Here is a 25,637-nt window from a genome sequence, read left to right as displayed (position 1 = left end):
CTATTTATAAATTTATTGCTTATGAAAACAATTTTACGAGGAATTAGTATGAGGTTGTCGCTCATCGCGATGGTCTTGTGTTTATGCGCCGCATGGCCGGGGCATGGACTGGCTTGGGGTATGGCCGGGTCGGCGAGCCTGGCGGGGATGACACCCGGGGCTCCGCAGAGCCAGGCGGAAGGGGAGGTACGGTTTACCAGTACTCTGGATCCTGTAGCTTATTGCTTTATCTACGAGTGGAATCCGGTGGCTACTTGGAGCTTAAATTTCAATATCGAGAACTTCACGAAAGGCATGGCTATACGTGTACAGCTGGTGAACACCGCTAATCCGGACGGGGTAGAGTTCCGCTTTGAGGATTCTGAGCCGGCGCAAACGTTAGACAATGGCGGCTTTTGGATACCAGACGAGAAGTTGACGGACTATGGATATAGCGTTGGGCTTCGTCTGCAAATGAATAGCTCGAAGGGGTGCGAGGCTGGCTATACCGTGAAAGTGTACAGCTCGCAAGACATAAGCACGGCTGCTTTGGCCTCTACCGGGCAGACGATACGGTTTATGCTGAGTGATAAGGCTCCTGCTATGGGGGAGTTGTCGCGTACATCCGGCGATCTGAACGAGGATATCCCTTTTGCGATCAACGTGACGAAGGCGGGTTTCCTGCAGGGGCAACACGCTAAGATGAAGATTTATCTGAATGGCCCTTCTGAAGGCTTGACCCTTTCCGGGCAGAACCTAAGTAAAGAGACAGGTCTATATAATGAGCCCATATACGTATTAGATATCCCTTCCTTCTCCGCTACGCAATTCACGTTGATGGCTCACGCCACGGAGGAATGGAACGGAACGGTTCAAGTGGATATTTGTGATGCGGACGGCAATAGGGTAGGGTATGGTAGCCAAGCACCGTTCGCTTTCCCAACCAATAACTCGCAGGACGATATAGCCGCCTTGAAAGCGATCGCCGAGGCCAATCCGCTGAACTCGGACTTGCAGAACTTCATCTCCAGCAAGGATTACTTGAAAGACCGGACGCAGAGCGATGGCTACAACGTGGGCGTGACGTGGAACGCCGAGTCCCCGAGCCGGGTGAAAAGCTTCTTTATAAAGGATTATAGAACACATACGGTATCTGACATGAAGGATATAGGCTCGTTGAGTGGATTGGAAGACTTACGGTTGACTGGCACTCGGTTGAAATCTCTTGATCTGTCTGCTTTGACAAAGCTAAGGCAACTGAATATGGATGATAACGATTCGCTTACATGGTTCACGGTGAAGCTCCCGAGTCCATTACCTGAGTATTTCAATCTTTATGGTTCTACTAGGGTCATAGCCGGTACGCCAGTAGACGATTATAACGCTTATGCCGCGAAGGGCGAGGAGATCGATCTATCCGCTTACGCTACGGTGGGTGGCGTGAAATCGATCTACACTTGGTTCCTTAACGATCGAACTACTGGTAAACGGACGGAAGCGACCATGCCGATGGTCTCTGGCAAGGAGGGGGCTTTCGTGTTTAGCGGAAAGCCGGGCGAATATTATATATGTGAGATTACGAACTCGAATTACGACAATTGGCGTATGTATACGCCCCAGATCAAGGTAGCCCGTAACTCGGACAGCTACTCCCCCGCGGACATCGCCGGATTGAAGAAGCTGGCTACCGATAACCCGAATATCACCCAATTGCAGGAGTTCGTGGAAAGCAAGGGCTGGGAGCGCGAGAATTGGAACTCATATCAAGACGTGATCCGTACGGACTGGAACACCGACGAGGTCGGTCGCTTAACGCATCTGGCGATTGAGTTAGATTGGAACTCTAAGGATACGATCTCTCAATTAGACTTGAGCGCCTTCACTGAGTTGAAGTATTTCGAGTGCGAGGAATTTATGAATATAGAGAAGCTGGACGTATCGAAAAATACGAAACTGGAGCACTTGCATATATATAGCAGGAACTTAGCTTCACTTGACCTGTCCAAATGCCCGGAACTGCAATATTTTAGATTTGGAACATTATACATAGGCGAGGGAAGTTACCAGAACACGAAGCTAGCGACACTGAATCTTACCGGTTGTTCGAAGCTGACGGAGCTTTACCTTGAGCATTCGCCCTTGGCTTCGCTGGATATCTCATCCTTCAAGCAATTGAGCCGTCTGGAGATCGAGTACTGCCCGAACTTGAAGTTGCAAGGTTTCGATAAGGCTACGAGCTTGACCTATTTGGCCTTGCCGCATACAGAACAGTTCGCAGATCTGGTAAAGAACCTGCCGGCGTTTATCCGTCATCTATATCTGCAAAATACGGAGTATGAGCTTCCTTCCGCACAAGTGGGAAAGAATCTGGAGTCGTTGGGATTGCCGGGATACGTGGAGAGTCTCGATCTGGCTCAGTACCCGAACTTGAGTAACTTGAATGCGGATGGATCTCTTTTGAGATATTCTACGGTGAAGAACTACCGGCAGATAAATTATAACGGTTTGGGGCACATAACGCTTACTTCCCCCTCTCATCCGGGAGATCCATACTGGTTCGAGAACGGCGATACGATCGATCTCTCCTCGGAGGCCGTGATCGATGGCATAGAGACCGTATTCCTATGGGTAAACGCCAAATATAGGACAGAGGAGAAAGAGGCATTGAAGCCGGTGCCAAACCGTCCGGGCGTATTCGTGCTGGACAGCAAGGAGGAAAAGTATGGAGACTACTATTGTAAGCTGATGAACCCGAAGTTCTGTAAGATCTCGGAGATTAATGTACGTGACGGCTGGCAGATCGAGACCTCACGCATCCATGTGGAAACCACCGTCCCCCAAGTATTCGCCGAGAGTGACGTGGCTACCTTGGCACGTATCGTAGACGCTTCCAACAACAAGGCATTGAGCGAGTGGTGGAGCAGCGGTGCATGGCAGACGGACGAGAACTCTTCGAACGCACAAGCCGTTTGGAACGACGAGAACCCGCGGCGTTTGATCCATTTATATATGTATCAGATGGGCGAAAGCTTTACGAAGAAGGTAGATCTCGCTGCCTTGGATAAGCTGGAGATCTTGTCGTTGACAGGCAATAGGGTGGAGGAACTGACCTTGCCGAAGAACAATACGGTATTGCGTTCTTTGATGCTGGGTGGAAACTATTCTTTGAAATCTTTGATCGTATCCGAGTATCCATCGCTGGAGTATCTGGATGTGTCTAGTACGGACTTGACGGCTCTCGACTTGTCTAAGAACAAAAACTTGAAGGAGTTGTTCTTGAATTGGACGATGCTTGACGGGGTAGAGAACAGCGCTTCGGCTTCGGGCCTTGCCGCTCAATTAACCGCATATGGCTTGCCTATACCCACTACCCGGATCGATTTGGCGGACTTCCCGGCCTTGATGTCTTTCAATGCCGATGGTTCGTGCTTGGAGTTCGCTAACGTGGAGAACCCGCGGCAATTGGAGGCTGCCTTCGGTGTTGTTAGGTTGCCGGTAGGTGAGGTTCGTCCGGGAGGTTTCGTGGCTTATGGGGAGACAATCGATCTTTCCTCACAAAAGATGGTAGGTACATCCGCCTCTCGCTTTACTTGGGTATTCGACGGCGATACGATCGACCATACGGACAGCCGCTATACGATTACCGAAGACTTGACCCCAAATTATCAAATTGCTGGTCTTGTAACCAATCCATTATTCCCCGGCTGGACGGTTCAGTACGATGCGTGGGTTTACACCTGCGATGGCGATGCGAACCTCGACATGCTGGTAAACGTACAAGACGTGACCGCTACCGTAAGCTACATCTTGCGGGACAAGGATAACATGATCCCCAACTTCGGTTTTGCCGAGGCGGATGTGAACTATAATAATAATGTAGAGATCGCTGACGTAATCGGTATCGTCAACCTCATCCACGGCAAGCCGGTTACCAAGGCCAGTGCACTGCGTTCTGAGGCCGAGGTTCCCGTACAAATGGAGCTCGACGCTGATAACTTCTTGACGATGAATAGCCAAGTACCGGTAGCCGGTATCTATCTGGAGTTGGTGGGAGCCATCGACGAGATCCCGTTGCTGGGCGATGCCGCCAAGTTCCTGCAGGCTTCCAGCTTGAACGGGGATACCTTGCGGGTGATCGGTTATAGCTTGGATGGCCGCACGATTCCTTCGGGCAAGAGCCGTATCCTGCGTATGCCGGCGGGCGTTACCTTGGTAGGAGCCTCCTTCTCCGACGCGAAGGCCAACAGCTTGAGGTCTGGTGGCGATGCGATCGTGACTTCCAACGCCCCGATCGAGGCGATCAGCCAATTGGCAGCCGTGTCCAACTATCCGAACCCGTTCCGTGGCAGCACGACCTTCCGTTATCAGTTGACGGAGGCGGCTGAATCCGTGACGATCCACGTATTCTCTGCGAATGGCGCTTTGGCCGCGGTATTGAACGGTCTGCCCGGCGAGGTGGGCGATAACCAATATTCGGCCACGCTAACCTTACCGGCGGGCGTTTACTACTATCGTTTGACGGCAAAGACAGGCCATGGTGTGAAGGCAAGTAATACTAACATCTTTATCTGTAAGTAAATTATGAAAGTGAATCATATAAAACAATTATTCGTAGCCCTCTTCCTGCTGTTATCGGCGGGAACGGCTACCGCCGCCCAGTGGAAATTGGCGAAGACGAACCTGAACGCCGCTGGCAGTAAGGATACGCTCACGCTGGAGGTATCCGGCAATTCCTTTAGTTTTTCCTCCTTCCAAGTGGATTTCACCTTGTCCGAGGGTATCTTGCTAGATGGAACCCCGATCCTCGGCGAGTTGGCAAATGATCATGCCCTTACGTGGAGTACGCAAAGTGACGGCAGCTTCCGTTGCGTAGTATACAGCCCGAAGAACACCGTGATGAAAGCCTCGGAAGGCACCGTACTCCGTATCCCGGTAGTGCTGGCGGCCTCTTTTGATGGAGGGACGTTCACGGCGAAGAACGGACTCTTGTCTAACAAGGCCTCCAATGGGCAGTCGGTGACGGACTTGAGTGGGGCGACCCTTACAGCGTATAAGGAAAGAGCCCATCTGGTGGTGAACGTATCGGGCCAAGAGCAAGTGGTCAACCCGGCTATAGCCGCTGGATTGAGCTATACGACCATCCCGGAGGGTAAGACGCTTACGGTCGCTTATTTTAAGGATGATTCTTGTAAAATAGCGGCTACCGACAATGACCGCAAGAAAGAGGGTATCCTGTATGTCAAGCTATCCTATGCGGGTGACACTGACTACGCTGAGTTCGAGGAGGTCTATGTCATGAGTCTGACGAGCAAGATCGCTATTGACGCAAGTAAAATCACGAAGCCGCAAGCGACAGGTATCAAGGAGGGGCTATTGCTTTCAACCTCTTTACTGTCCGGTGGTAGCGTAAAGGATGAAGATGGATATACGATTGCCGGTACCTTCGTTTGGACGAACGGGAATGCGGTGATGCCGGCCGGGAAGCAAAGCTGTTCCGTCACTTTCTATCCGGATAACTCCTCTTATTACAATACAGCGGAGGTGTCCGTGGAGGTTGAGGTAACCCCTACGTATCTAGTCACCGCTACAGGGACAACAGGAGGTACCGTAAACGTATTGGGCAAGACCGAGGATGACGTGTACGTGAAGGGCCAAGAGATCTCCTTGGTAGCCCTGCCTCTGCCCAATTATAAGTTCGATAGTTGGTCGGTAACGGGTGCGAGCGAGACTTTGCCGGCGAATGATTCCATCTCTGTTAAGGCGGATAATAATAAGACCTATACGGCGAACTTCTCCCCGATCATGCATACGGTATCGATCGAGACGGCAGGCAACGGCAGTCTCTCTGTTAAGGCGGAAGATGCGGAGATTGCGTCTGGAGCTTCCCTGCGACAAGGTACGGTCTTGCAAATCGTGGCTACCCCGGACGTGAGCTCCCAGTTGAAATCATTGACTATAAACGGAGACTCGCTAAAGGGTAATAAGGTGACGCTAACAGGGGATTTGACGGTCAAAGCCGAATTTGGGCAAAAAGCGGGGGCACTTGTCACCATCAAAGATGTGGCGAACGGTTCTATCTTATTATATAAGGAAAATGGCAGTTTGATTGCTTCCGGCTCAACAGTTCCAATTGGTGATAAGGTGCGTGTGGTTGATCTTCCAGATGCCGGATATAGCTTGGGTGGCAGTGGTGTCACCTTATCAGGCGTGACCGGTTCTACTACGACGAACTTGTGGACCGTGACAGGCGATGTTACGGCTTCAGCTACTTTCGGTCCGAAGCCATATAATGTAGTAGCTTCTGCCGTAAGCAGCAATCCGAATGAGACTACCACCGGAAAGATTACCTTAGATAAATCCGGTGAGCAGTTTTATGGCACGGAAGTGCGTATAACCGGTATCGAAAAGAACGGAGCGAGACTGCTTTCCATCTTGGCGAACGGTAAGGAAATATCTCAAAATGATGTTTTGACCGTAACTGGCGACTTGACCGTGACAGCCGTATTCGACCATCTGGTGCCGATCAAGAGGGAATACATCTTTTGTCCGTATCAAGAATACTACTATAGTGGCGTATCCCGCCCCTTCATACCATTTGCTTCGCAGACCTATGCGGGCTTCTCATTCAATGTATCGTATATAGCCTCGGATAATAAAGAAGTTGGGAAAGCTATTGATGCTGGCAAGTATACGGTCGTGTTGAGGCGTGCTGAAGATGGTTTATATGAGGAATTTTATGAGAAGTATCCGGACCCAGAGCATCCGAATGAAGGGGAAGTAGGCTTGACAATTAAGAAGTCTAAGATTGCGGTAATGAAAGCACCCGAGGGTAATGGAAACCCGACAACCCGTCCAGCAGAAGGTACTGAGGTGAGTATTAATGTCGATCCTACTTATAATGTTTCCGGCGTGACAAAATACGTGATTAAGCCTAAGAGTGATGCGGCTAAGAAGAATTACGAAGGCACGGTTTACTATTATTCTACAAATGCCCCGGTAGAATTATCCTTTGGCACGTCCATCTGGCGTTCAGCGGAAGAGCCGAAAGGCTACGTGCATGTCACCAATGGCGGTATGTCATATCCTGAGACAGATGGAAAGGTCTCTATTCCGGCAGGTATAGAGGTGATGTTGGAGGCCGTGCCTCTTAAAGGCTATAAATTCTCCCATTGGAAAGATAACGGCGATACCAATCCTCAAAGAGAATATGTGGTAGAGAAAGGTGTTAGTGGTGTTGAACCTGTATTTGTCGGCAAGGATAAACTAGAGTTCAAGTTAGCTCAAACCTCCTCCGTATATAACGGTGCGGCTCAACTCGTATCCGTGACAGGCACGGGCAACGAGGCTTGCCTGATCACGTTCTTCTTTGACGAGGCCTGCACGCAACCGGCTGTCTTGAAGAATGCGGGTGATTATTATGTACGTATTTATCGTCCGGCTGATGCGGAGTATAATGAATATAAGACGGAAAAAGGATTGCGTTATACGATAGAGCAAGCTGAACTAGCAGAATCGAAGGTTACATGGCCTGCGGCTTCCGGTATCTTGTCCGGCCAAAAACTATCCGAGTCTGTTTTACAAGGCGGGCATGCGGGTATCGTTGCCGGAACATTCGCTTGGAGCAAACCGGAAACAGCGCCTACGTCCACCGGTCAGCAAGAGGTTACTTTTACGCCGACCGATCCGAATTATAAGCCGGTTAGTAGCAAGATAGAGGTGAAGGTTGTTTCCGCTACATCCTCTCCTTCCACGGATCCGGAAACACCGGTCACCCCTGTAGACCCCGTAGATCCGGAGAACCCGGATAAACCGGATCAACCGGATACGCCAACCGGCATCGAGTCCATCGAGGAAGGCATGAGCCTGTATACGGCCAATCAATCTATCTTCGTGAATATGCCTCAGCAGGTAGCCTTGAAGGTAGTCGATGTGTCCGGCATCGTTCTTTACGAAGGTTCGATTCTTGGCAAGGCTGAGATCCCGGTAGGGCATGCCGGAGTCTACTTCGTCCGCTGCGAGGCCTTCGGCGATTCGTTCGTACGGAAAGTCGTGGTTCGCTGATTCTGCCAATGCCCATCGTAAGGTGCTTATGATGGGCATTGTAAACATCTTATACTGCCCATCGTAACAACCTTACGATGGGCAGTGTTATTTCGTAAGGTATACGATCGTTTGGCTTACGGTTTATAATAAATAATAAGTAAAAAACTTCGGATTATATTTGCTGGTCTCGAAAAAGGCCGTATCTTTGCAACGTTCAAACAAAAACGATAAAGACAAGAACAATGACACGCAACTTGCAAAATAGTCTCATTATTTCTCTAAACATTATTCTACTCTGGGAACGGGATAGGAAGTGAGACTGTATGCTTTGCGAGCATTACGATATATGAAAGAGCCTTTCTCACTTCCTTGTGAGAGAGGCTTTTTTAGTTAGTATAGGATATTAGTAAATTAAGAATATAAGATTATGTCAGACAGATTATTTATTTTCGACACCACCTTACGTGATGGTGAACAGGTTCCGGGATGCCAGTTGAATACAGTGGAAAAGATTCAAGTAGCTAAGGCGTTGGAACAGCTAGGTGTTGATGTGATCGAGGCTGGTTTCCCTGTCTCCAGTCCCGGGGATTTTAAGAGTGTGGTTGAGATCTCAAAGGCCGTGACTTGGCCGACCATCTGTGCCTTGACCCGTGCGGTGGAGAAAGATATCGACGTGGCAGCCGAGGCGTTGAAATTCGCTAAGCGAGGACGTATTCATACGGGTATCGGTACTTCTGATTCTCATATCAAATACAAGTTTAACTCCACGAGAGAGGAGATTATAGAGCGTGCGATCGCCGCCACGAAATACGCTAAAAAGTACGTGGAGGACGTAGAATTCTACTGTGAGGATGCCGGGCGTACGGATAATGAATATCTGGCCCGTGTCGTGGAGGCCGTGATCAAGGCCGGGGCTACCGTAGTGAATATCCCGGATACGACAGGATATTGCTTGCCGGATGAGTACGGGGCGAAGATTAAGTATCTGATGGAACATGTGGATGGCGTACATAACGCTATTCTTTCCACTCATTGCCATAATGACTTGGGTATGGCTACCGCGAATACCGTACAAGGCGTGTTGAACGGAGCCCGTCAGGTGGAGGTAACCGTAAACGGTATCGGTGAGCGTGCGGGTAACACGTCATTGGAAGAAGTCGCCATGGTTTTCAAGAGCCATAAAGAACGTGATATCATCACCAATATCACGACGAATAAGATCTATAGTACGAGCCGTATGGTTTCTAGCTTGATGAATATGCCGGTACAACCGAATAAGGCTATTGTCGGACGTAACGCGTTCGCTCACTCCTCTGGTATCCATCAAGATGGCGTTTTGAAGAATGCGCAAACCTACGAGATCATCGATCCGAAGGATGTGGGTATCGATGATAACGCGATCGTATTGACTGCTCGTAGCGGTCGTGCGGCGTTGAAGCATCGCCTGCATGTTTTAGGTGTGGATCTGGAGCAGGAGAAATTGGACAAGGTGTATGATGAGTTCTTGAAACTGGCCGATCGTAAGAAAGATATTAATGATGATGATGTTTTGATGTTGGTCGGAAAGGATCGTACGGCCACACACCGTATTAAATTGGAATATTTACAGGTAACTAGTGGTGTTGGAGTACAATCAGTCGCAAGTATTTGTTTAAATTTGTCGGGAGTAAGAAAATACGAGGCCGCGGCTGGTAACGGTCCGGTTGACGCAGGCATCAAGGCGGTGAAAAAAGCGATTAGTAATAGTGACATGACGATTCAGGAATTCTTGATTCAAGCCATTAATAAAGGTAGCGATGATACGGGCAAGGTACATATGCAGGTAGAGTATAACGGGGCTACCTATTATGGGTTCTCCGCGAATACCGATATTATCGCCGCTTCCGTGGAGGCTTTCGTGGACGCCATCAATAAGTTTATAGTAGACTAAAAATAGACAAGACAATGAGCAAGACATTATTTGAGAAAATCTGGGACAAACACGTGGTGGACACGTTGCCCGACGGAACCATACAATTGTATATCGACCGTCTGTATTGTCATGAGGTGACTAGCCCGCAGGCTTTCGCCGGATTACGTGCACGTGGATTGAAGCCCTTCCGTCCCGCGCAAATCACTTGTATGCCGGACCACAATATCCCGACATTGAACCAAGATAAGCCTATCGAGGACCCTATATCCAAGAATCAAGTGGATACCTTGGAAGAGAATGCGAAGTATTTCGGCTTGACGTATTACGGTCTTCAACATCCGAAGAATGGTATCATCCATGTGGTAGGTCCGGAGACAGGCTTGACGCAGCCGGGTATGACGATCGTTTGTGGCGACTCCCATACTTCTACGCACGGTGCCATGGGCGCTATCGCCTTCGGTATCGGTACGAGCGAGGTGGAGATGACCTTGGCTACCCAATGTATCATGCAGCGTAAGCCGAAAACGATGCGTATCACGATCGATGGCGTACGCAAACCGGGCGTTACGGCGAAGGACTTTGCTTTATACATTATTAGTAAGATGAGTACCAGCGGTGCTACGGGCTATTTCGTAGAGTACGCTGGCGAGGCGATTCGTAATACGACCATGGAGGAACGTTTGACAATCTGTAACCTTTCGATCGAGATGGGTGCCCGTGGCGGTATGATCGCTCCGGATGATGTTACTTTCGATTATTTGAAAGACCGTGAGTTTGCCCCAAGAGGCGAGGAATGGGAGCGGAAGGTGAGCGAGTGGCGTCAGCTGTATAGTGATCCGGACGCTAAGTTCGATAAGGAGATCGTTTTCCACGCCGAGGATATCGACCCGATGGTTACGTACGGTACGAACCCGGGCATGGGTATGAGTATCAGCAAAGATATCCCCTCCTTAGAGAGCGTGCCCGAGGCAGGCCGTATCTCTTATAAGAAGTCTTTGGATTATATGGGCTTCAAGGCAGGCGAGTCTATGTTGGGTAAGAAAGTGGATTATGTCTTTTTAGGTAGCTGTACGAATGGCCGTATCGAGGATTTCCGTGCTTTCGCCTCTTTGGTGAAAGGAAAGAAGAAAGCGGATGATGTAACGGTTTGGCTGGTTCCCGGCAGTTGGCAGGTAGAGCGGGAGATTCGTGCCGAGGGGATCGACAAGGTTTTGGCCGAGGCCGGCTTCGTCCTTCGTCAACCGGGATGTTCCGCTTGTCTGGCGATGAATGAGGATAAGGTTCCGGCGGGTAAATATGCGGTCTCCACTTCCAACCGTAATTTCGAGGGCCGCCAAGGACCGGGTGCTCGCACCATCTTGGCGGGGCCGCTTGTGGCCGCCGCCGCCGCTGTGACAGGTAAGATCACGGACCCGAGAGAACTGATGTAAAGACTAATCTAATAAAGTAGCATAAGATGAAAACAAAATTCAATATAATCACAAGCACTTGCGTGCCTCTTCCTTTAGAGAACGTGGATACCGACCAGATTATCCCAGCCCGCTTTCTGAAAGCGACTACCAAGGAAGGGTTCGGCGAGAACTTATTCCGGGATTGGCGATATGATAAGGAAGGTAATAAGATCGAATCATTCGTCTTGAACGATCCTACGTATAGCGGAAAGATATTGGTAGCGGGAAAGAACTTCGGTTCCGGTTCCAGCCGTGAGCATGCGGCTTGGGCGATCGCCGATTACGGTTTCCGTGTCGTGGTCTCCAGTTTCTTCGCCGATATTCATAAAAACAACGAGTTGAACAACTTCGTGCTGCCGGTTGTTGTGACTGAAGAGTTCCTCGCTGAATTGTTCGATTCGATTTACAAGGACCCGAAAACTGAGGTCGAGGTAAATCTACCGGAGCAAACGATCACGAACAAGGCTACGGGCAAAAGCGAGCATTTCGAGATCAACGCCTATAAAAAGGATTGCCTGATCAACGGATTGGACGATATCGACTATTTACTGGCAAATAAATCAAAGATAGAAGCCTTCGAGGCAGCACGCTGATTATGATAGAAATAATGGATACAACCCTCAGAGATGGGGAGCAAACTTCGGGCGTCTCCTTCGCCGCTCACGAGAAGCTCAGCATAGCGCAAGTGCTGCTGAGCGACTTAGGCGTGAACCGGGTGGAGATCGCCTCCGCCCGTGTGTCGGACGGAGAGTTTGAGGCCGTGAAGCGTGTAGCCGCTTGGGCCGCCCGTTCCGGGAACCTAGACAAATTGGAGGTCTTGGGTTTCGTGGATGGTACGGTCTCTCTCGACTGGATTGAATCCGCAGGTTGCCGTGTCGTGAACTTGCTTTGCAAGGGCTCTTATAAGCATGTCACCGAACAGCTTCGAAAGACTCCCGAGCAACACGTTGACGATATTCGTACGGTCGTATTGGAAGCGGCGAAACGGAAGATCGACGTGAATATCTATTTGGAGGACTGGTCGAACGGTATTAAGCATTCCCCGGATTACGTATTCTTGGTAATCGATGCGTTGAAAGGACTTCCGATCTGCCGTTTCATGCTCCCGGATACCTTGGGAGTCTTGAATCCCGGAAATACCTACGAGTATTGCAAGATGATGGTGGACCGCTACCCGGATTTACGGTTTGACTTCCACGCGCATAACGACTATGATCTTGCCGTAGCGAATGTATATTCCGCCATCCGTGCGGGTATCAAGGGAATCCATACGACCGTGAACGGTTTGGGAGAGCGTGCGGGTAACGCTCCTTTGAGTAGCGTACTTGCCGTTATCAAGGACCAGTTGGGAGAGGAGACGAGCTTGAGGGAGGAAAAGATAAACAAGGCTAGCCGTTTGGTTGAGACCTACTCCGGGGTGCATATCCCGCCCAATAAGCCGATCATCGGAGAGCATGTGTTTACGCAATGCGCCGGTGTCCATGCGGACGGCGATAGCAAGAACAACCTGTATTGCAACGACCTGCTCCCCGAGCGTTTCGGACGGGTTCGCGAGTACGCCTTGGGCAAGACCTCTGGAAAAGCGAATATCCGCAAGAATCTGGAAGCGCTCGGTATCGACATGGACGAGGGTTCGATGCGTAAGGTTACGGAGCGGATCATTGAGCTGGGCGATAAGAAAGAAATGGTTACCCCGGAGGATCTTCCTTATATTATCAGCGATGTGCTTCATCATGATAATGCGCTGGAGGATCAGAAAATACGGATCTTGAACTATTCCTTATCCTTGGCCCAAGGGCTGAAACCGGTGGCTACCTTGAAGATCGAGATCAATGGCGAGGCTTACGAGGAATCGGCTTCCGGTGATGGCCAATACGACGCTTTCGTTCGTGCCCTACGCCGGATTTATTCCCGTTTGAACCGCCCGTTCCCGATGTTGACGAACTATTCGGTATCCATCCCGCCGGGAGGACGTACGGATGCGTTCGTGCAGACGGTCATCAGCTGGAATTATGCCGGGGTCGATTTCAAGACTCGTGGCCTGGACGCTGACCAGACCGAGGCGGCGATCAAGGCGACATTGAAGATGCTGAACAAGATAGAGGATTAATAATTAAAAAGGTAAAGGGTATGAAAAAGTTGACTATCGCGCTTGTAGCGCACGACAATCGTAAGGCGGAAATGGTAGAATGGGCGGTACATAACGCTGAGTTCTTGTCTCACCACCATATTGTTTGTACGGGTACGACCGGAAATTTGGTTCGTAAAGCTCTCGAGGAAAAAGGGGTGAACGCGGATATTGCTTGCATGCATTCCGGTCCGATGGGAGGCGATGCTGAGATTGCCGCTATGGTTGTCCGTAAGGAGATCGATTTGGCGGTCTTTTTGATAGACGACTTGAATCCGCAACCGCACGAGGCCGACATCCAGATGTTGCTTCGCCAGTGCCGTGTTCATAACGTACCTATCGCTTGTAACCGTTATAGCGCCGACTTGATGATTACAAGTACCCTGTGGGATGATGACACGTATTTCCCCACGGAGCCTAAGTATGTACATTTTAACAGAGAATAATAACAAACATTTACGATGAAACTGAATATAGCAGTACTTCCCGGAGACGGGATCGGACCAGAGATTTCCGTGCAAGGCGTGGAAGTAATGAGTGCCGTTTGTGAGAAATTTGGACATGAGGTTCACTATGAGTATGCCCTTTGTGGCGCTGACGCGATCGATAAGGTAGGCGATCCTTTCCCGGAGGAGACCTATCGGATTTGTAAGGATGCCGACGCTGTTCTTTTCTCGGCCGTGGGCGATCCTAAGTTTGATAATGACCCGACAGCGAAAGTACGCCCGGAGCAAGGTCTTTTGGCGATGCGTAAGAAGTTGGGCCTGTTCGCTAATATCCGTCCGGTGCAGACCTTCAAATGCCTATTGCATAAATCGCCGTTGCGTGCCGAATTGGTGGATGGCGCGGATTTCTTATGTATCCGTGAGTTGACCGGTGGTATGTATTTCGGTGAGAAATATCAAGACAACGATAAGGCATACGATACGAATATGTATACCCGCCCGGAAATCGAGCGTATCTTGAAAGTGGGCTTCGAGTATGCGATGAAACGGAATAAGCACCTGACGGTTGTTGACAAGGCGAACGTACTTGCCTCTTCCCGTCTATGGCGCCAGATCGCTCAAGAGATGGCTCCTAGCTATCCGGAAGTAACGACAGACTATATGTATGTGGACAACGCCGCTATGCGTATGATCCAAGAGCCGAAATTCTTCGATGTAATGGTAACCGAGAATACGTTTGGTGATATCTTGACGGACGAGGGTTCTTGCATCAGCGGCTCTATGGGCTTGCTGCCTTCCGCTTCTACCGGAGAGAGCACACCGGTTTTCGAGCCGATTCATGGCTCTTGGCCGCAGGCGAAAGGGCTGAATATAGCGAATCCTTTGGCGCAAATCCTTTCGGTAGCGATGTTATTCGAGTATTTCGACCTCAAAGAAGAGGGCGCCTTGATCCGTGAGGCCGTAGACGCTTCCCTCGACGCGAATGTCCGTACGCCGGAAATCCAAGTGGAAGGTGGAGCGAAATATGGAACGAAAGAAGTGGGTAGTTGGATTGTCAATTATATCACGGAAAAGTAGTATAAATAGGCCGATTTCGCACCAGTAGTGGCGCAGGCTCACACGTATAGTGGCATCGGCTCACGCGAGTAGTGGCGTAGGCCAATACCACTACTCGCGTGAGCCGATGCCACTATACGTATAAAAACAACCTTAACGAGCCATCTTCATCAACTCGTCGATAGTCGTTTTATCATATCCCATATCCTCAGCTTTCTTGAAGTCTAAGGCGGCCGATGCCTTCTCATATTGGGCGAGTTTTACTTTGCCTCGCAATACATATAAAGCGGCTGTCGGGGTACTTTCCACGAAAACACGATTGATATCGGCCATAGCCCGGGCGTTCTTGCCCATCATGAAGTATAGATCGGCACGGCCCTCGTATAATATCCATTCACGGGGCATCTCGCTGATCAAGTAATTAAAGATGCGTTCGCTCTCATCGTAATTCCCCCGTAGCTTTTCGAGAATCGCGTGTCCCAGACGTCCTTTCACGGATTTCTCGTTTACTTCCAGTATCTTATCGAAATCCTGCTCGGCCAAAAGATAGTTCTTATGTTGTAAATGAAGCATTGCCCTGCAATATAACGCCTCTTGATGATGGGGGTTCAAGATTAACAGGGCATTGTAATCGTTCGTCGCTTTTTCGATCTCACCCATTTCCGTATATAAGCCGGCACGATTTTCCAGTATGGCCTCATTATTCGGATGGCGGCTTAGGGCGGCGGTATAGGAGAGAAGGGCATCTTCCAGTTTCCCTTGTCTGCGCTGTATCGTCCCGAGATTCATAAGCAAGGCGTAGTTGTTGGGGTTGCCCGGTTCGAGGCGCATGGCGGCTCGTAGGCTCTCTTCGGCGGAGACTAAGTCGTTCTTGTCCAAGAAGTCAAAACTTTTCTCGACAAACTTCTCGTATGTCTGAGCGTGGCCATAGCCTATTGAAAGGAAAAGGGCGGCGAGTATCGCAAGGATTTTCATGCTGTCGAATTTAACGTGTTATTTGATTGATCGCAAAGCTACGTAATTATTTCATGGTTTTACCAGATTAAAAAAACTTTATACCTTTGCTACATTTCATAATATTTTGGAAGATCAGATTGTTATATAATTAATAGATTAATTAAAATAGAAGAGATATGGTATTATTAGCAGCTGTAGAAGCGAGTTCTAAATTAGAGGAAGCTATCAGATCCTTGGTTGAGCATGGCTCCCAATTGGGTTTTACGATTATTAAAGCCCTTATTGTCTTCTTGGTGGGACGATTGGTTATAAACTTACTTAATAAACTGGTTCGGAAGATATTGAGCAAACGGGATATCGATCCTTCTGTCAAGACTTTTGTCGGCAGTTTGGTGAATGTCAGTTTAACCATTTTATTGATTATTTCAGTCGTAGGGGCGTTAGGCGTTCAAACTACGTCGTTTGCCGCCTTGTTGGCTTCCGCCGGTGTCGCTGTCGGTATGGCATTGAGCGGTAACCTGTCAAACTTTGCCGGTGGATTGATCATCCTTCTTTTCAAGCCTTATAAGGTGGGTGATTATATAGAGGCGCAGGGCGTTGGCGGTACCGTGAAAGAGGTCCAGATGTTCCATACCGTATTAGGTACGGTTGATAATAAGGTCATTTATATACCGAACGGCTCTTTGAGCAGTGGCGTTGTGACTAATTTCAGTAACCAGACGACTCGCCGTGTAGACTGGACTTTTGGCGTGGAATACGGCAGCGATTATGAGAAAGTAAAGCAAGTGATAGAGTCTGTATTGGCGAAGGATTCCCGCATCTTGTCCGAGCCGGCCGCTCCGTTTATCGCCTTGACAGCCTTGGCGGACAGCAGCGTAAACGTGGTGGTACGTGTTTGGGTAAACAGTTCCGACTATTGGGGCGTGTATTTCGATATTAACAAGAATATCTACGCGACCTTCAATGAGGTAGGTATCGGTTTCCCATTCCCGCAACTTACCGTACACCAAGCGAAGGATTGAAGTTCGTGATAATCTATGACTTGTCCTTAAAAGGAATCTCTTTGTTCAAAAATCTTTGAGTTTCGTTAGATGTGCGGTTATTTTATAGATGGTTGAACAAAAAGATTTATCTTTGTGAATCGCAAATTAGAGATTAGACACAGAGTGTATACGATATTACGGAACTTTATTTTATTACTTTAGTATTTTTATTTGATTATATTTAAGTAGAATGATTTAAGGCTCATCCTTATATAGATTAAGGGTGGGCCTCGTTTTTTATAGTAGTGTGTAGAGATTCCACACTCTCGTGGGGAAATTTTCCACATTCCACGGTTTGTTCCACACTTTGGCAACCGAATGATTGATTCTTCGCTTTTGGTTAATTGTCGGATTTACAACTTATTATTCTCTTGTCGTTTTTTAGGGTGAGTTTTGGCACGGAGATTGCACCCTATACTGCGAATTTATGATGTAAGAGAAAAAAGGTTTAGGTATTTAGGTTTTTAAGGTATGAAAAAGATTGTTTACGGGGTTATTGTCGCTTTATGTGGCTTATTTATTGCCCCTGATGTAGAAGCGCAAGCCGGGATGGTCGGTAGCGCTAAGGAAACAGTGGCACAGGATAAATTTTATCCGATCGAGGTAACTGATATGCCCCAAGTATTGCGTGATGCGGTAAATACTTCCTATGAGGGATGTATGGTGAAATCAGTTGAGGTGTCAAACAATAGCACGTTTGTGAAGTATAAGGTAGTATTACTTTCCAGAAATGGTAAGATATATAAGGTTTATTTCGATGACAGAGGTCATGTCGTAAAAGAACATGCTTATTTCGAGTAAGCCTGTGAAGATATTTATTGAGTAGATTAGATTTCCAGCCGTTTTGCCTGTGAAGGTGGAGCGGTTTTTCTCCAAAATATATAGTTTCATGATATTACTATATAAATACACTGTTTACATTTTTAGTAGTATAGTCGTCCTGTTCGTGAGAATAGGACGATTTTTGTTATAAGACGCTAAATCGATTGTTAATCTCATACCCCCTCAAAACCTTTTCTAAACAACCCCTGTTTAGACTGTGATTAATAAATAAAATCTATTTGATTATGGACAAAAAATGTACTCTTATTGCTGCGGCCCTGATGGTTGCGGGCGTATTCTCGGCTAATGCTCAGTCGAGTACGACCGTTCCGGAGGCTCAGTGGAAAGCCGGTAACTATTATTATTTAAAGACAGGTTCTTCCGTTTTGTCTTTAAGTGGTGAGAAAGCCGACTCAGTAATTGTTAAAACTTTGGCGTCAGACGCTACCAAAGCCGCTATTGATTCTGCCTTGTGGCAAATCACGAATGCGGGCACGACTCCTGCTGGTCCTGTGTATCAATTCAAGAACAAGAAGACACAGGCCGTTTTGTCGTTTGCGGCTTCATCTACGGCAAAGCCTGTTATCACATCGGGCGTGAATCAGTGGACATTCTCTGACGCTGCCGGTGGTAGCGCTATTCAGGCTTATTACGGAAACAATCAAATCTTGGCGTTGGATGTAGCTGGGACAGACTTGAGCTTAGGTTCTTCTGCCTCTTCTACGAAATTTACCGTAGAGGCTCCTAGCGACGCTATGTATTTGAGCGCAAGTGAGCTAGGGGATGGTTTCCAAGTCTTTCAATTGACGTTTGGAGGAAATTATCAAGGAAATATCTTCGAGGGTAAGAACTTGATAGCGAAGAATACGGCGGCTCCCGCTACAGGCGCTATTGCGAACGCTAAATATGTGACCTTGCAGATCCAAGGTGACCAAGTATTTAGTGATGGTAAAGCAAAATACTTAGGTGTCGATACATTGAAGAATGTGATAGCCGGTGCTACCGGTGTATATGGGGCTAAGTTTACGGCTGACTCCACCTATGACGCTAGTGGCTTGCATACACTGGGTAACGCTGATTTCCAGAAATTCTATTTCACGATCAACTTGAAGAACGATGCTTTGGCTATGTATGCCGCTGCCGCTCCGACCGTGAACGCAAGTCCGATGACCTCCGTTCCGAACGTACGTGTCGTATATGCCAGCGTAATCGAGACGAAAGCCTTGACCGTATCTGACTTGCAGTCCGGCTCTACTCAACCTGCTCAAGGAGCCGCTCCTGTTATTACCGTAACGAAGGGAACTCCTTCTACGATCGCTACAGGTACAGGCGTATACTTCTTGAAGAGCGCGAGCAAGGGCGATAAGGGCGGACAATACGCTGTCGCTTACGATAAGAGTGCCGCTTCCGATAAGTTGGTAACCGCGGCAGGTTTCAAACCTTCTATTTATCAACCGAAGGGACAATGGTATATCAAGGAAAACAACGGAATGTATTCGGTTGTAGACCGTAATACGAATACGACTATTATTTCTAACGAGGAGATCTTCGCCGTTCAAGGTATGGCCAATACCTATACATTTGGGGGTAGCACCGATTCTATTACGGTGGAATATCAAGCGAATGTGGATTTAAAGGATAAATTCTTGGGTACTCGTCACTTCTCTGCGGAGGAACTCGCCGATAATGGTTATGTATTGAACTTGATCTCCGGTACTCCGGGTGTAGACGATCTGTATGCGTTTACTTCTGATTCCGTATTGATGATTAAATCCGGTGACGCAGCGAACGCAGCCGCTCTTCGTATCGTGGTTAGCCAAGATTCCGTACAGAATGTAACGGATGGTTTAGGTGCCCGTGCTTTAGGTGATACCTTGTATCATGCGACTTATATGTTGAAAGAACGTTTCAGCAATGATTTGGTTGCCAGCGAGAATGGCGGACCGTTGAAATTATCTGATTATACCGCTCCGTTGGAATTCGTATTCAATACGGCTACGACCGGTGGCAAATACCAGATGGCTACAAGGGTAGGCGCAACCACCCAATATGTCTTTATGAACGTGAATACGGCGAACTTGATCCTTTCCGATAAGGTTAACTACTTCGACTTTGTCGCTGTAGAGGCTCCGGAGTACGCTTCTATCGACAACTCTCACAAGCGTTTCGGCACGAATGGTAAGTTCCTGACGATGAATCCGCTGAATTTCTTCGCCGAAGTGAAGAATGAAGGCCAAGATATCTTGAAGTCAACTTATGAGACTGACAACTTCTCTTTATGGGTTCAAGAAGCCGATACCGTGATCGCTGGTAAACCGTTGTATTTCATCACGACATCGATCTATACTCCGGAGACAACTACCAAAGCTGTTTCTCCTCGCTACTATATGGTATCCTTGCGGGATTCTAACGAGACATTCGTTAGCAATGGCGCTACTTACTACCGTGTAGGCTTCAGCGATAAAGCGAATATCGTTCCGTCTTTGGATAACAACGCTTTGTTCGCCTTCAAGACAACTCAGGATGGTGGTTACTTATTGGAGAACCAGAAAGAGCTGAATCGCACCGTGGCCGCGGGCGAGTTGAAGACTCCTTATGTAGGTGTGGTAAACAATGTTGTGGTAATGTCTAATGTTGGCGTTCCGTTCACGATCGAGAATGCTCCGACTCCGGTTTCCAACGAACAATTGGAAGAGGTTGCCAGCTTCACGGTAATCGCTGGCGAGGCTAGCGTTACGGTCTTGAACGCGGCAGGCAAGACGGTTACATTGTCTAACATCTTAGGTCAGACCACCGCTTCCGCTATCGCTTCTTCAGATAACTTCGTGATGCCGGCATCGAAAGGTATCGTGGTAGTTTCCGTTGATGGCGAGACCGCTCAGAAGGTAGTCGTTAAATGATGAATAACTGATAGTGGATATCAGTTTGTATACTAACACCGGGATTCCTACTGTATGGTAGGGGTCCCGGTGCTTTGTTTATAGGTAGGCCATTTGTATGGAGGGATTCTACTCCTCCAGTTTATTCTTTAGATAAGCGATCTTCTTCTCTGATTTCTCTTTCAAGGTATTCATGCTCTTGATATCGCTTAATACGGTGGCGAGGTTGAAGGTGTTGACGATCGCTTTCTTGTCGGCGTCCGCCATATATATAATGTAAGGCTTGCCTCCCGTGTATTCCACCTTGATCCGCTCTTTCTCGTTATCGTAGATGAACTTGACGGCATCGACGCAGTGCTCCCCCTTGTAGGTCACTACCTCCGTGGTGCTTCCCATATCCTTGAAGCGGTAATTCAGTCCGCCGTCGTACGGGATGGAAGCGGTCTCGGCGAATTGGCCGTCTTTCAGGCTCAGCTTGATTCCCGTATGCTCGATGGGGCGTCCGCCGTAATATACGCTGGCCAGATACATCTCGCCCTCCTCGTTCACGCCGCAACGTACGTAACAACGTTGCACGTTGCGCTCGATCGTCTGCTGTTTCCAGATATAATTGCCGATTTCCTCGTAAACGGAATCCTTCTCGAAAGCGAAGCCTTTCTTCAATCCCTCTACTTCCTCCAGCTTGATCGGGAGTAAGCTGTCGCAGAAAGCGATGTTTCGCTCCGCCTCCTTTACTTCTACTTGGCGCATAAGCGTTAATCCCTGCTTCAGTACCTTTACTTCCTTGGGATAGAGTGCCCGGATACTGTCTATCTCGTTCTTCGCCCCGAAAAACTCGTTATTCTCGTACATGGCCCGGGCCTTGTCCAAACGGGTCTGAGCCGCTTTCTCGTCTCCGTTACAGCCCGTTAAAATGGCGGCAATGAGCGTTATACAGATCGCTAACTTTTTCATATCTTTCTCGTTCAATGTATTTGATACCGCAAAAGTACATGAAATTTGATTATCTTTGCGCTCTTTATTGGATTTGGAATACATAAATATGTATATAAACGAGGAAGAGATAGTAAATCATATATCCGCGAAGCCTTTCCATTTGATATCGGAGGCGGCGGAAGAGCTAGGTGTTGAGGTATATGTAATAGGCGGATATGTGCGGGATATTTTCTTGAACCGCCCATCTAAGGATATAGATGTGGTAGCGGTTGGCAGCGGTATCGAGTTGGCCAAACGGGTGGCCAAGAAGATCGGGCGTGGTGCTTATCTTTCTGTCTTCAAGAATTTCGGGACGGCGCAGGTGAAAGCCGGCGATCTGGAGCTGGAATTCGTGGGGGCAAGGAAAGAATCCTACAGCCATGACAGCCGTAAGCCAGTCGTGGAAGATGGCACTTTGGAGGATGACCAGAACCGCCGGGATTTCACGATCAACGCCTTGGCCCTTTGCCTGAACAAGGAGCGTTACGGAGAATTGGTCGATCCCTTCGGCGGGTTGGAGGATATGGACGAGCTTACGATCCGTACGCCTTTAGACCCGGATGTTACTTTCAGCGATGATCCGCTCCGGATGATGCGCGCGGTTCGTTTCGCCACTCAATTAGGTTTCTTTATCGATCCCGATACCTTCGACGCCATCATCCGCAACCGGGAGCGTATCTCCATCATCTCCAAGGAGCGTATCGTGGACGAGTTGAACAAGATCGTCCTCTCGCCAAAGCCCTCTATCGGTTTCGACTTGCTGGATAAATGCGGACTGTTGCCATTGATTTTCCCCGAGCTTTGCGCCTTGAAAGGTGTGGAGACCAAGGAGGGGATCGGGCATAAGGATAATTTCGCCCATACCTTGATGGTGCTGGATCGTTTGAGCAAGACTTCCGATAATCTATGGCTGCGTTGGAGCGCCCTCTTCCACGATATCGCCAAGCCTGCCACGAAGCGTTTCGACCCTCGCTTGGGATGGACGTTCCATAATCATAATTTTATCGGTGAGCGGATGATCCCCGGTATTTTTAGGAAGATGAAACTCCCGATGAACGAGAAGATGAAGTACGTGCAGAAGATGGTAAGCCTGCATATGCGTCCGATCGCCTTGTCGGACGATGAGGTGACGGATTCGGCGATCCGCCGTCTGCTGTTTGACGCGGGAGATGATATCGACGATTTGATGAAACTGTGCGAGGCCGATATCACGAGCAAGAACCCGGAGAAGGTTCGCCGTTTCTTGAACAACTTCCGTAAGGTGCGCGAGAAGCTGGCCGATATAGAGGAAAAAGACCGTGTCCGTAACTTCCAACCCCCGGTATCCGGCGAGGAGATCATGGAGACGTTTGGCTTGGCTCCCTCCAAGCCTGTCGGCGTGCTGAAAGAGGCGATCAAGAACGCCATCCTCGACGGCGTGATCCCGAACGAGTATGAGGCGGCCCGGCAGTTCCTAATACAACGTGCGGAGAAGATGGGGCTGAAGCCGATTCTGTGATCCGGGTATAGTCACAAGACCCAGTCTTACAGTTGGCACAGTCCCCTGTACGAAGTACTGCGGTACTTCCTAGAGGGTACTGTAGTACTTCGTGCAGAGTACTACGGTACTTCGTGCACAGTACACTGTCTAAGAATTTAATCGCTCTACCGCTTTCACGCCGTTTACCGCCTTGATCTTTTTCGTCAGCAAGTTTAATGCGGTCGTATCTCTTACCAATACGGTAAAGTTACCTTGGAATAATCCGTCTACCGAGTTGATGTTTAAGGAGCGAAGCGTGACGTTCGATTCTTTTCCGATCACGGAGGTGATGTTGGTGACGATCGCTATATCGTCTCGTCCGATCACCCGCAACGTAACCGTATAGCCATTGTCTCCCTTGCCGCTCCATTTCGCGCGGATGATCCGGTAACCGAAGCGGCTGAACATCTCTTGGGCGTTCGGGCAATCCATACGGTGGATCTTGATACCCTGCGTGGAGACGAAACCGAAAACCTCGTCGCCATAAATCGGGTTGCAGCATTTGGCGAGTTTATATTCGATACCCGTCAGGTTCTTGTCGATCACCAAGACATCCTTGTTTGTCGATATCTCCTCCACCGGAGTCATCGTCACGAATTCCTCCGCGCTACGCACCTCGGTACGCTCGTTCGTCTCCGTCTCCTTGCGGAAAGCCTCCAGATATTCGTCGATTACTTGGTTGGGATCGAGGCGTTCCTCGGCGATCTCGATGTAGAAGTCCGTGACGGTCTTGAATCCTTTCTTCTTGATATAGCGCATCATGGTCGGCTCGTCCATGTCGATCTTCCGGTTCTTGAAGCGGCGCTGCAACATCTCTTTGGCGAATTCCACGGCCTTCACCGTCTCCTCCTTCAAGGCCTGCTTGATCTTCACACGGGCCTTGGAGGTGACGACGAAGTTCAGCCAATCCCGCTTCGGGCTTTGGGCGGGCGACGTGATGACGGATACGCTATCGCCGTTGTTCAAGGTGTATTTGATCGGAACGTTCTTCCCGTTCACTTTCGCCGACACGCATTTGCTTCCCAGCTTCGTGTGGATGGCAAAGGCGAAATCGAGGACCGTCGCTCCCTTGGCCAGCTTGATAAGCTCGCCGGTAGGCGTGAAGACGTAGATCTCATCCTTATATAGATCCATCTTGAAATCCTGCATCAAGTCGAGCGGATTATTCTCCTTGGCCTCCAAGGCGGCACGTACGGTATTCAAGAACTCGTCTAGCCCGCTCTCCGCTTTCACGCCCTTGTATTTCCAATGCGCCGCTAGGCCTCGCTCGGCGATCTCATCCATCCGCCTCGTACGGATCTGCACCTCTACCCATTTATTTTGCGGCCCCATAACCGTGATGTGCAAGCTCTCGTAACCGTTGCTCTTCGGGATAGAGATCCAGTCCTTCATACGCTTCGGGTTGGGCTGGTACATATCGGTGACGATGGAGTAGACTTGCCAGCATTCCGAGCGTTCCTTCTCCAGCGGCGTATCCAATACGATCCGGATAGCGAAAAGATCGTAGATACCCTCGAACTCCACCTGCTGCTTTTTCAGCTTGTTATTAATGGAATGTATGGATTTGGTACGCCCCTTGATATCGAACTTGAATCCTGCCGCCGTCAGCTTTCGCTTGATCGGGGCGATGAACTCGGCGATATAAGCATCGCGGGAGCGTTTCGTCTCATTCAGCTTCCGCTTGATGAAGTCATACTGTTTCCTGTCCGTATATTTCAAGGAAAGGTCTTCCAGCTCGCTCTTGATCGTATATAAACCCAGTCGGTGGGCGAGGGGAGCGTACAAATAAGAGGCCTCGGTAGCCAGCCGGATACGATCATCCTCTTGCATCTGTTTTCCCATACGCATGAGGCAGAGGCGGTCGGCGATCATAAGCAAAATCACACGTACGTCCTCGGCAAACGAGAAAAGCAAATGATGGAAATTCTCCGAGTTGACGGCGGTGTTCCGGGCATACAAGTCGGAGGTCTTCAAGAGGCGACGGATGATCAAGGTCACGTCCGCTCCGAATTTCTGCTCCACTTCCTCTATCGTGATCGCTTTCTTCAATACCGGGCGGTATAATAGGAGGGCGATGACCGAGGTGCGTTTCAAGCCAATCTCCAAGGTGGCGATCAAGGCCGTGTCAATATTTCGCAATAAACCGTTGATACCATTCTTATCCCTGCCGTAGCAATCGAGGGCGACAACCCGCTTCATCAGCTCCTTCATCTTTCGGATATCTTCCCTCTCGAGGAAAGAGTAAAGGTTTCGTAACAGGAGCCTGTATTTGGAGAAGAACAGCTTCTTTTCCTCAGACGTAAAGAATCCAATTGTATCCATAGTTATATCATTTTTATTGCCCGGTTGAGGACAAACCGCAAAACATGCTGTAAAAATACTTTTTTCTATGGAATTTCAACATGTATCTTGCGGTTATTTTATACA

At 48.9% G+C, this 25,637-nt stretch carries 15 protein-coding genes; 12 read left to right on the top strand and 3 right to left on the bottom strand.

Annotation, left to right across the window (positions count from 1 at the left end; all coding sequences use genetic code 11):
- The first annotated feature begins 21 nt into the window (after window positions 1-21).
- The 8 genes from ACYIA1_RS11040 to leuB all read left to right on the top strand — a co-directional run bounded on the left by ACYIA1_RS11040 (window position 22) and on the right by leuB (window position 15,036).
- Entirely contained in the window at window positions 22-4,557 is a 4,536-nt protein-coding gene (locus tag ACYIA1_RS11040; RefSeq protein WP_480335256.1) for a T9SS type A sorting domain-containing protein, read from the top strand.
- A gap of 3 nt (window positions 4,558-4,560) precedes the next feature.
- On the top strand, window positions 4,561-8,040 hold the full coding sequence (locus tag ACYIA1_RS11035; protein ID WP_480335254.1) for an InlB B-repeat-containing protein: 3,480 nt from the start codon (window positions 4,561-4,563) through the stop codon (window positions 8,038-8,040).
- A gap of 409 nt (window positions 8,041-8,449) precedes the next feature.
- The gene (locus ACYIA1_RS11030) at window positions 8,450-9,952 is read left to right on the top strand and encodes a 2-isopropylmalate synthase (protein ID WP_048927576.1); all 1,503 of its coding nucleotides are present in this window, start codon (window positions 8,450-8,452) and stop codon (window positions 9,950-9,952) included.
- 14 nt (window positions 9,953-9,966) lie between these two features.
- Window positions 9,967-11,364: a 3-isopropylmalate dehydratase large subunit gene (gene leuC / locus ACYIA1_RS11025; RefSeq protein ID WP_005864399.1), complete on the top strand. Its 1,398-nt coding sequence runs from the start codon at window positions 9,967-9,969 to the stop codon at window positions 11,362-11,364.
- 26 nt (window positions 11,365-11,390) lie between these two features.
- On the top strand, window positions 11,391-11,978 hold the full coding sequence (gene leuD, locus ACYIA1_RS11020; protein WP_005854475.1) for a 3-isopropylmalate dehydratase small subunit: 588 nt from the start codon (window positions 11,391-11,393) through the stop codon (window positions 11,976-11,978).
- A gap of 2 nt (window positions 11,979-11,980) precedes the next feature.
- Window positions 11,981-13,495 carry an alpha-isopropylmalate synthase regulatory domain-containing protein gene (locus tag ACYIA1_RS11015; RefSeq protein ID WP_008778605.1) on the top strand — a complete coding sequence of 505 codons (1,515 nt, stop codon included), beginning with the start codon at window positions 11,981-11,983 and terminating at the stop codon, window positions 13,493-13,495.
- Window positions 13,496-13,515: 20 nt separating this feature from the next.
- Entirely contained in the window at window positions 13,516-13,959 is a 444-nt protein-coding gene (locus ACYIA1_RS11010; protein ID WP_005854477.1) for a methylglyoxal synthase, read from the top strand.
- Window positions 13,960-13,974: 15 nt separating this feature from the next.
- Entirely contained in the window at window positions 13,975-15,036 is a 1,062-nt protein-coding gene (gene leuB / locus ACYIA1_RS11005; RefSeq protein ID WP_036613247.1) for a 3-isopropylmalate dehydrogenase, read from the top strand.
- 132 nt (window positions 15,037-15,168) lie between these two features.
- Here the strand turns inward: leuB and ACYIA1_RS11000 are convergent, their stop codons facing one another.
- Window positions 15,169-15,990, bottom strand: a complete 822-nt coding sequence (locus tag ACYIA1_RS11000) for a tetratricopeptide repeat protein (RefSeq protein ID WP_008780061.1) — start codon at window positions 15,988-15,990, stop codon at window positions 15,169-15,171.
- A 158-nt stretch (window positions 15,991-16,148) separates the two neighbouring features.
- Between ACYIA1_RS11000 and ACYIA1_RS10995 the strand changes: the two genes are divergently transcribed.
- The 3 genes from ACYIA1_RS10995 to ACYIA1_RS10985 all read left to right on the top strand — a co-directional run bounded on the left by ACYIA1_RS10995 (window position 16,149) and on the right by ACYIA1_RS10985 (window position 20,737).
- Window positions 16,149-16,994: a mechanosensitive ion channel family protein gene (locus ACYIA1_RS10995; protein ID WP_005854480.1), complete on the top strand. Its 846-nt coding sequence runs from the start codon at window positions 16,149-16,151 to the stop codon at window positions 16,992-16,994.
- A gap of 492 nt (window positions 16,995-17,486) precedes the next feature.
- Window positions 17,487-17,816: a hypothetical protein gene (locus tag ACYIA1_RS10990; RefSeq protein ID WP_005864403.1), complete on the top strand. Its 330-nt coding sequence runs from the start codon at window positions 17,487-17,489 to the stop codon at window positions 17,814-17,816.
- A gap of 266 nt (window positions 17,817-18,082) precedes the next feature.
- On the top strand, window positions 18,083-20,737 hold the full coding sequence (locus ACYIA1_RS10985; RefSeq protein WP_005864405.1) for a DUF6383 domain-containing protein: 2,655 nt from the start codon (window positions 18,083-18,085) through the stop codon (window positions 20,735-20,737).
- A gap of 108 nt (window positions 20,738-20,845) precedes the next feature.
- Here ACYIA1_RS10985 and ACYIA1_RS10980 read toward each other — a convergent pair whose 3' ends face one another.
- Entirely contained in the window at window positions 20,846-21,670 is an 825-nt protein-coding gene (locus tag ACYIA1_RS10980) for a hypothetical protein (RefSeq protein WP_250788224.1), read from the bottom strand.
- An 88-nt stretch (window positions 21,671-21,758) separates the two neighbouring features.
- Between ACYIA1_RS10980 and ACYIA1_RS10975 the strand changes: the two genes are divergently transcribed.
- Complete coding sequence (locus ACYIA1_RS10975; protein ID WP_005854484.1) at window positions 21,759-23,189, top strand: CCA tRNA nucleotidyltransferase; 1,431 nt, start codon at window positions 21,759-21,761, stop codon at window positions 23,187-23,189.
- Between the two features lie 129 nt (window positions 23,190-23,318).
- Here ACYIA1_RS10975 and ACYIA1_RS10970 read toward each other — a convergent pair whose 3' ends face one another.
- The gene (locus ACYIA1_RS10970) at window positions 23,319-25,532 is read right to left on the bottom strand and encodes a RelA/SpoT family protein (RefSeq protein ID WP_057329061.1); all 2,214 of its coding nucleotides are present in this window, start codon (window positions 25,530-25,532) and stop codon (window positions 23,319-23,321) included.
- Window positions 25,533-25,637: the final 105 nt, after the last annotated feature.

The organism is Parabacteroides sp. KHUB-02 (genome assembly GCF_056640955.1).
This window is presented reverse-complemented; position numbering and strand designations above follow the sequence as displayed.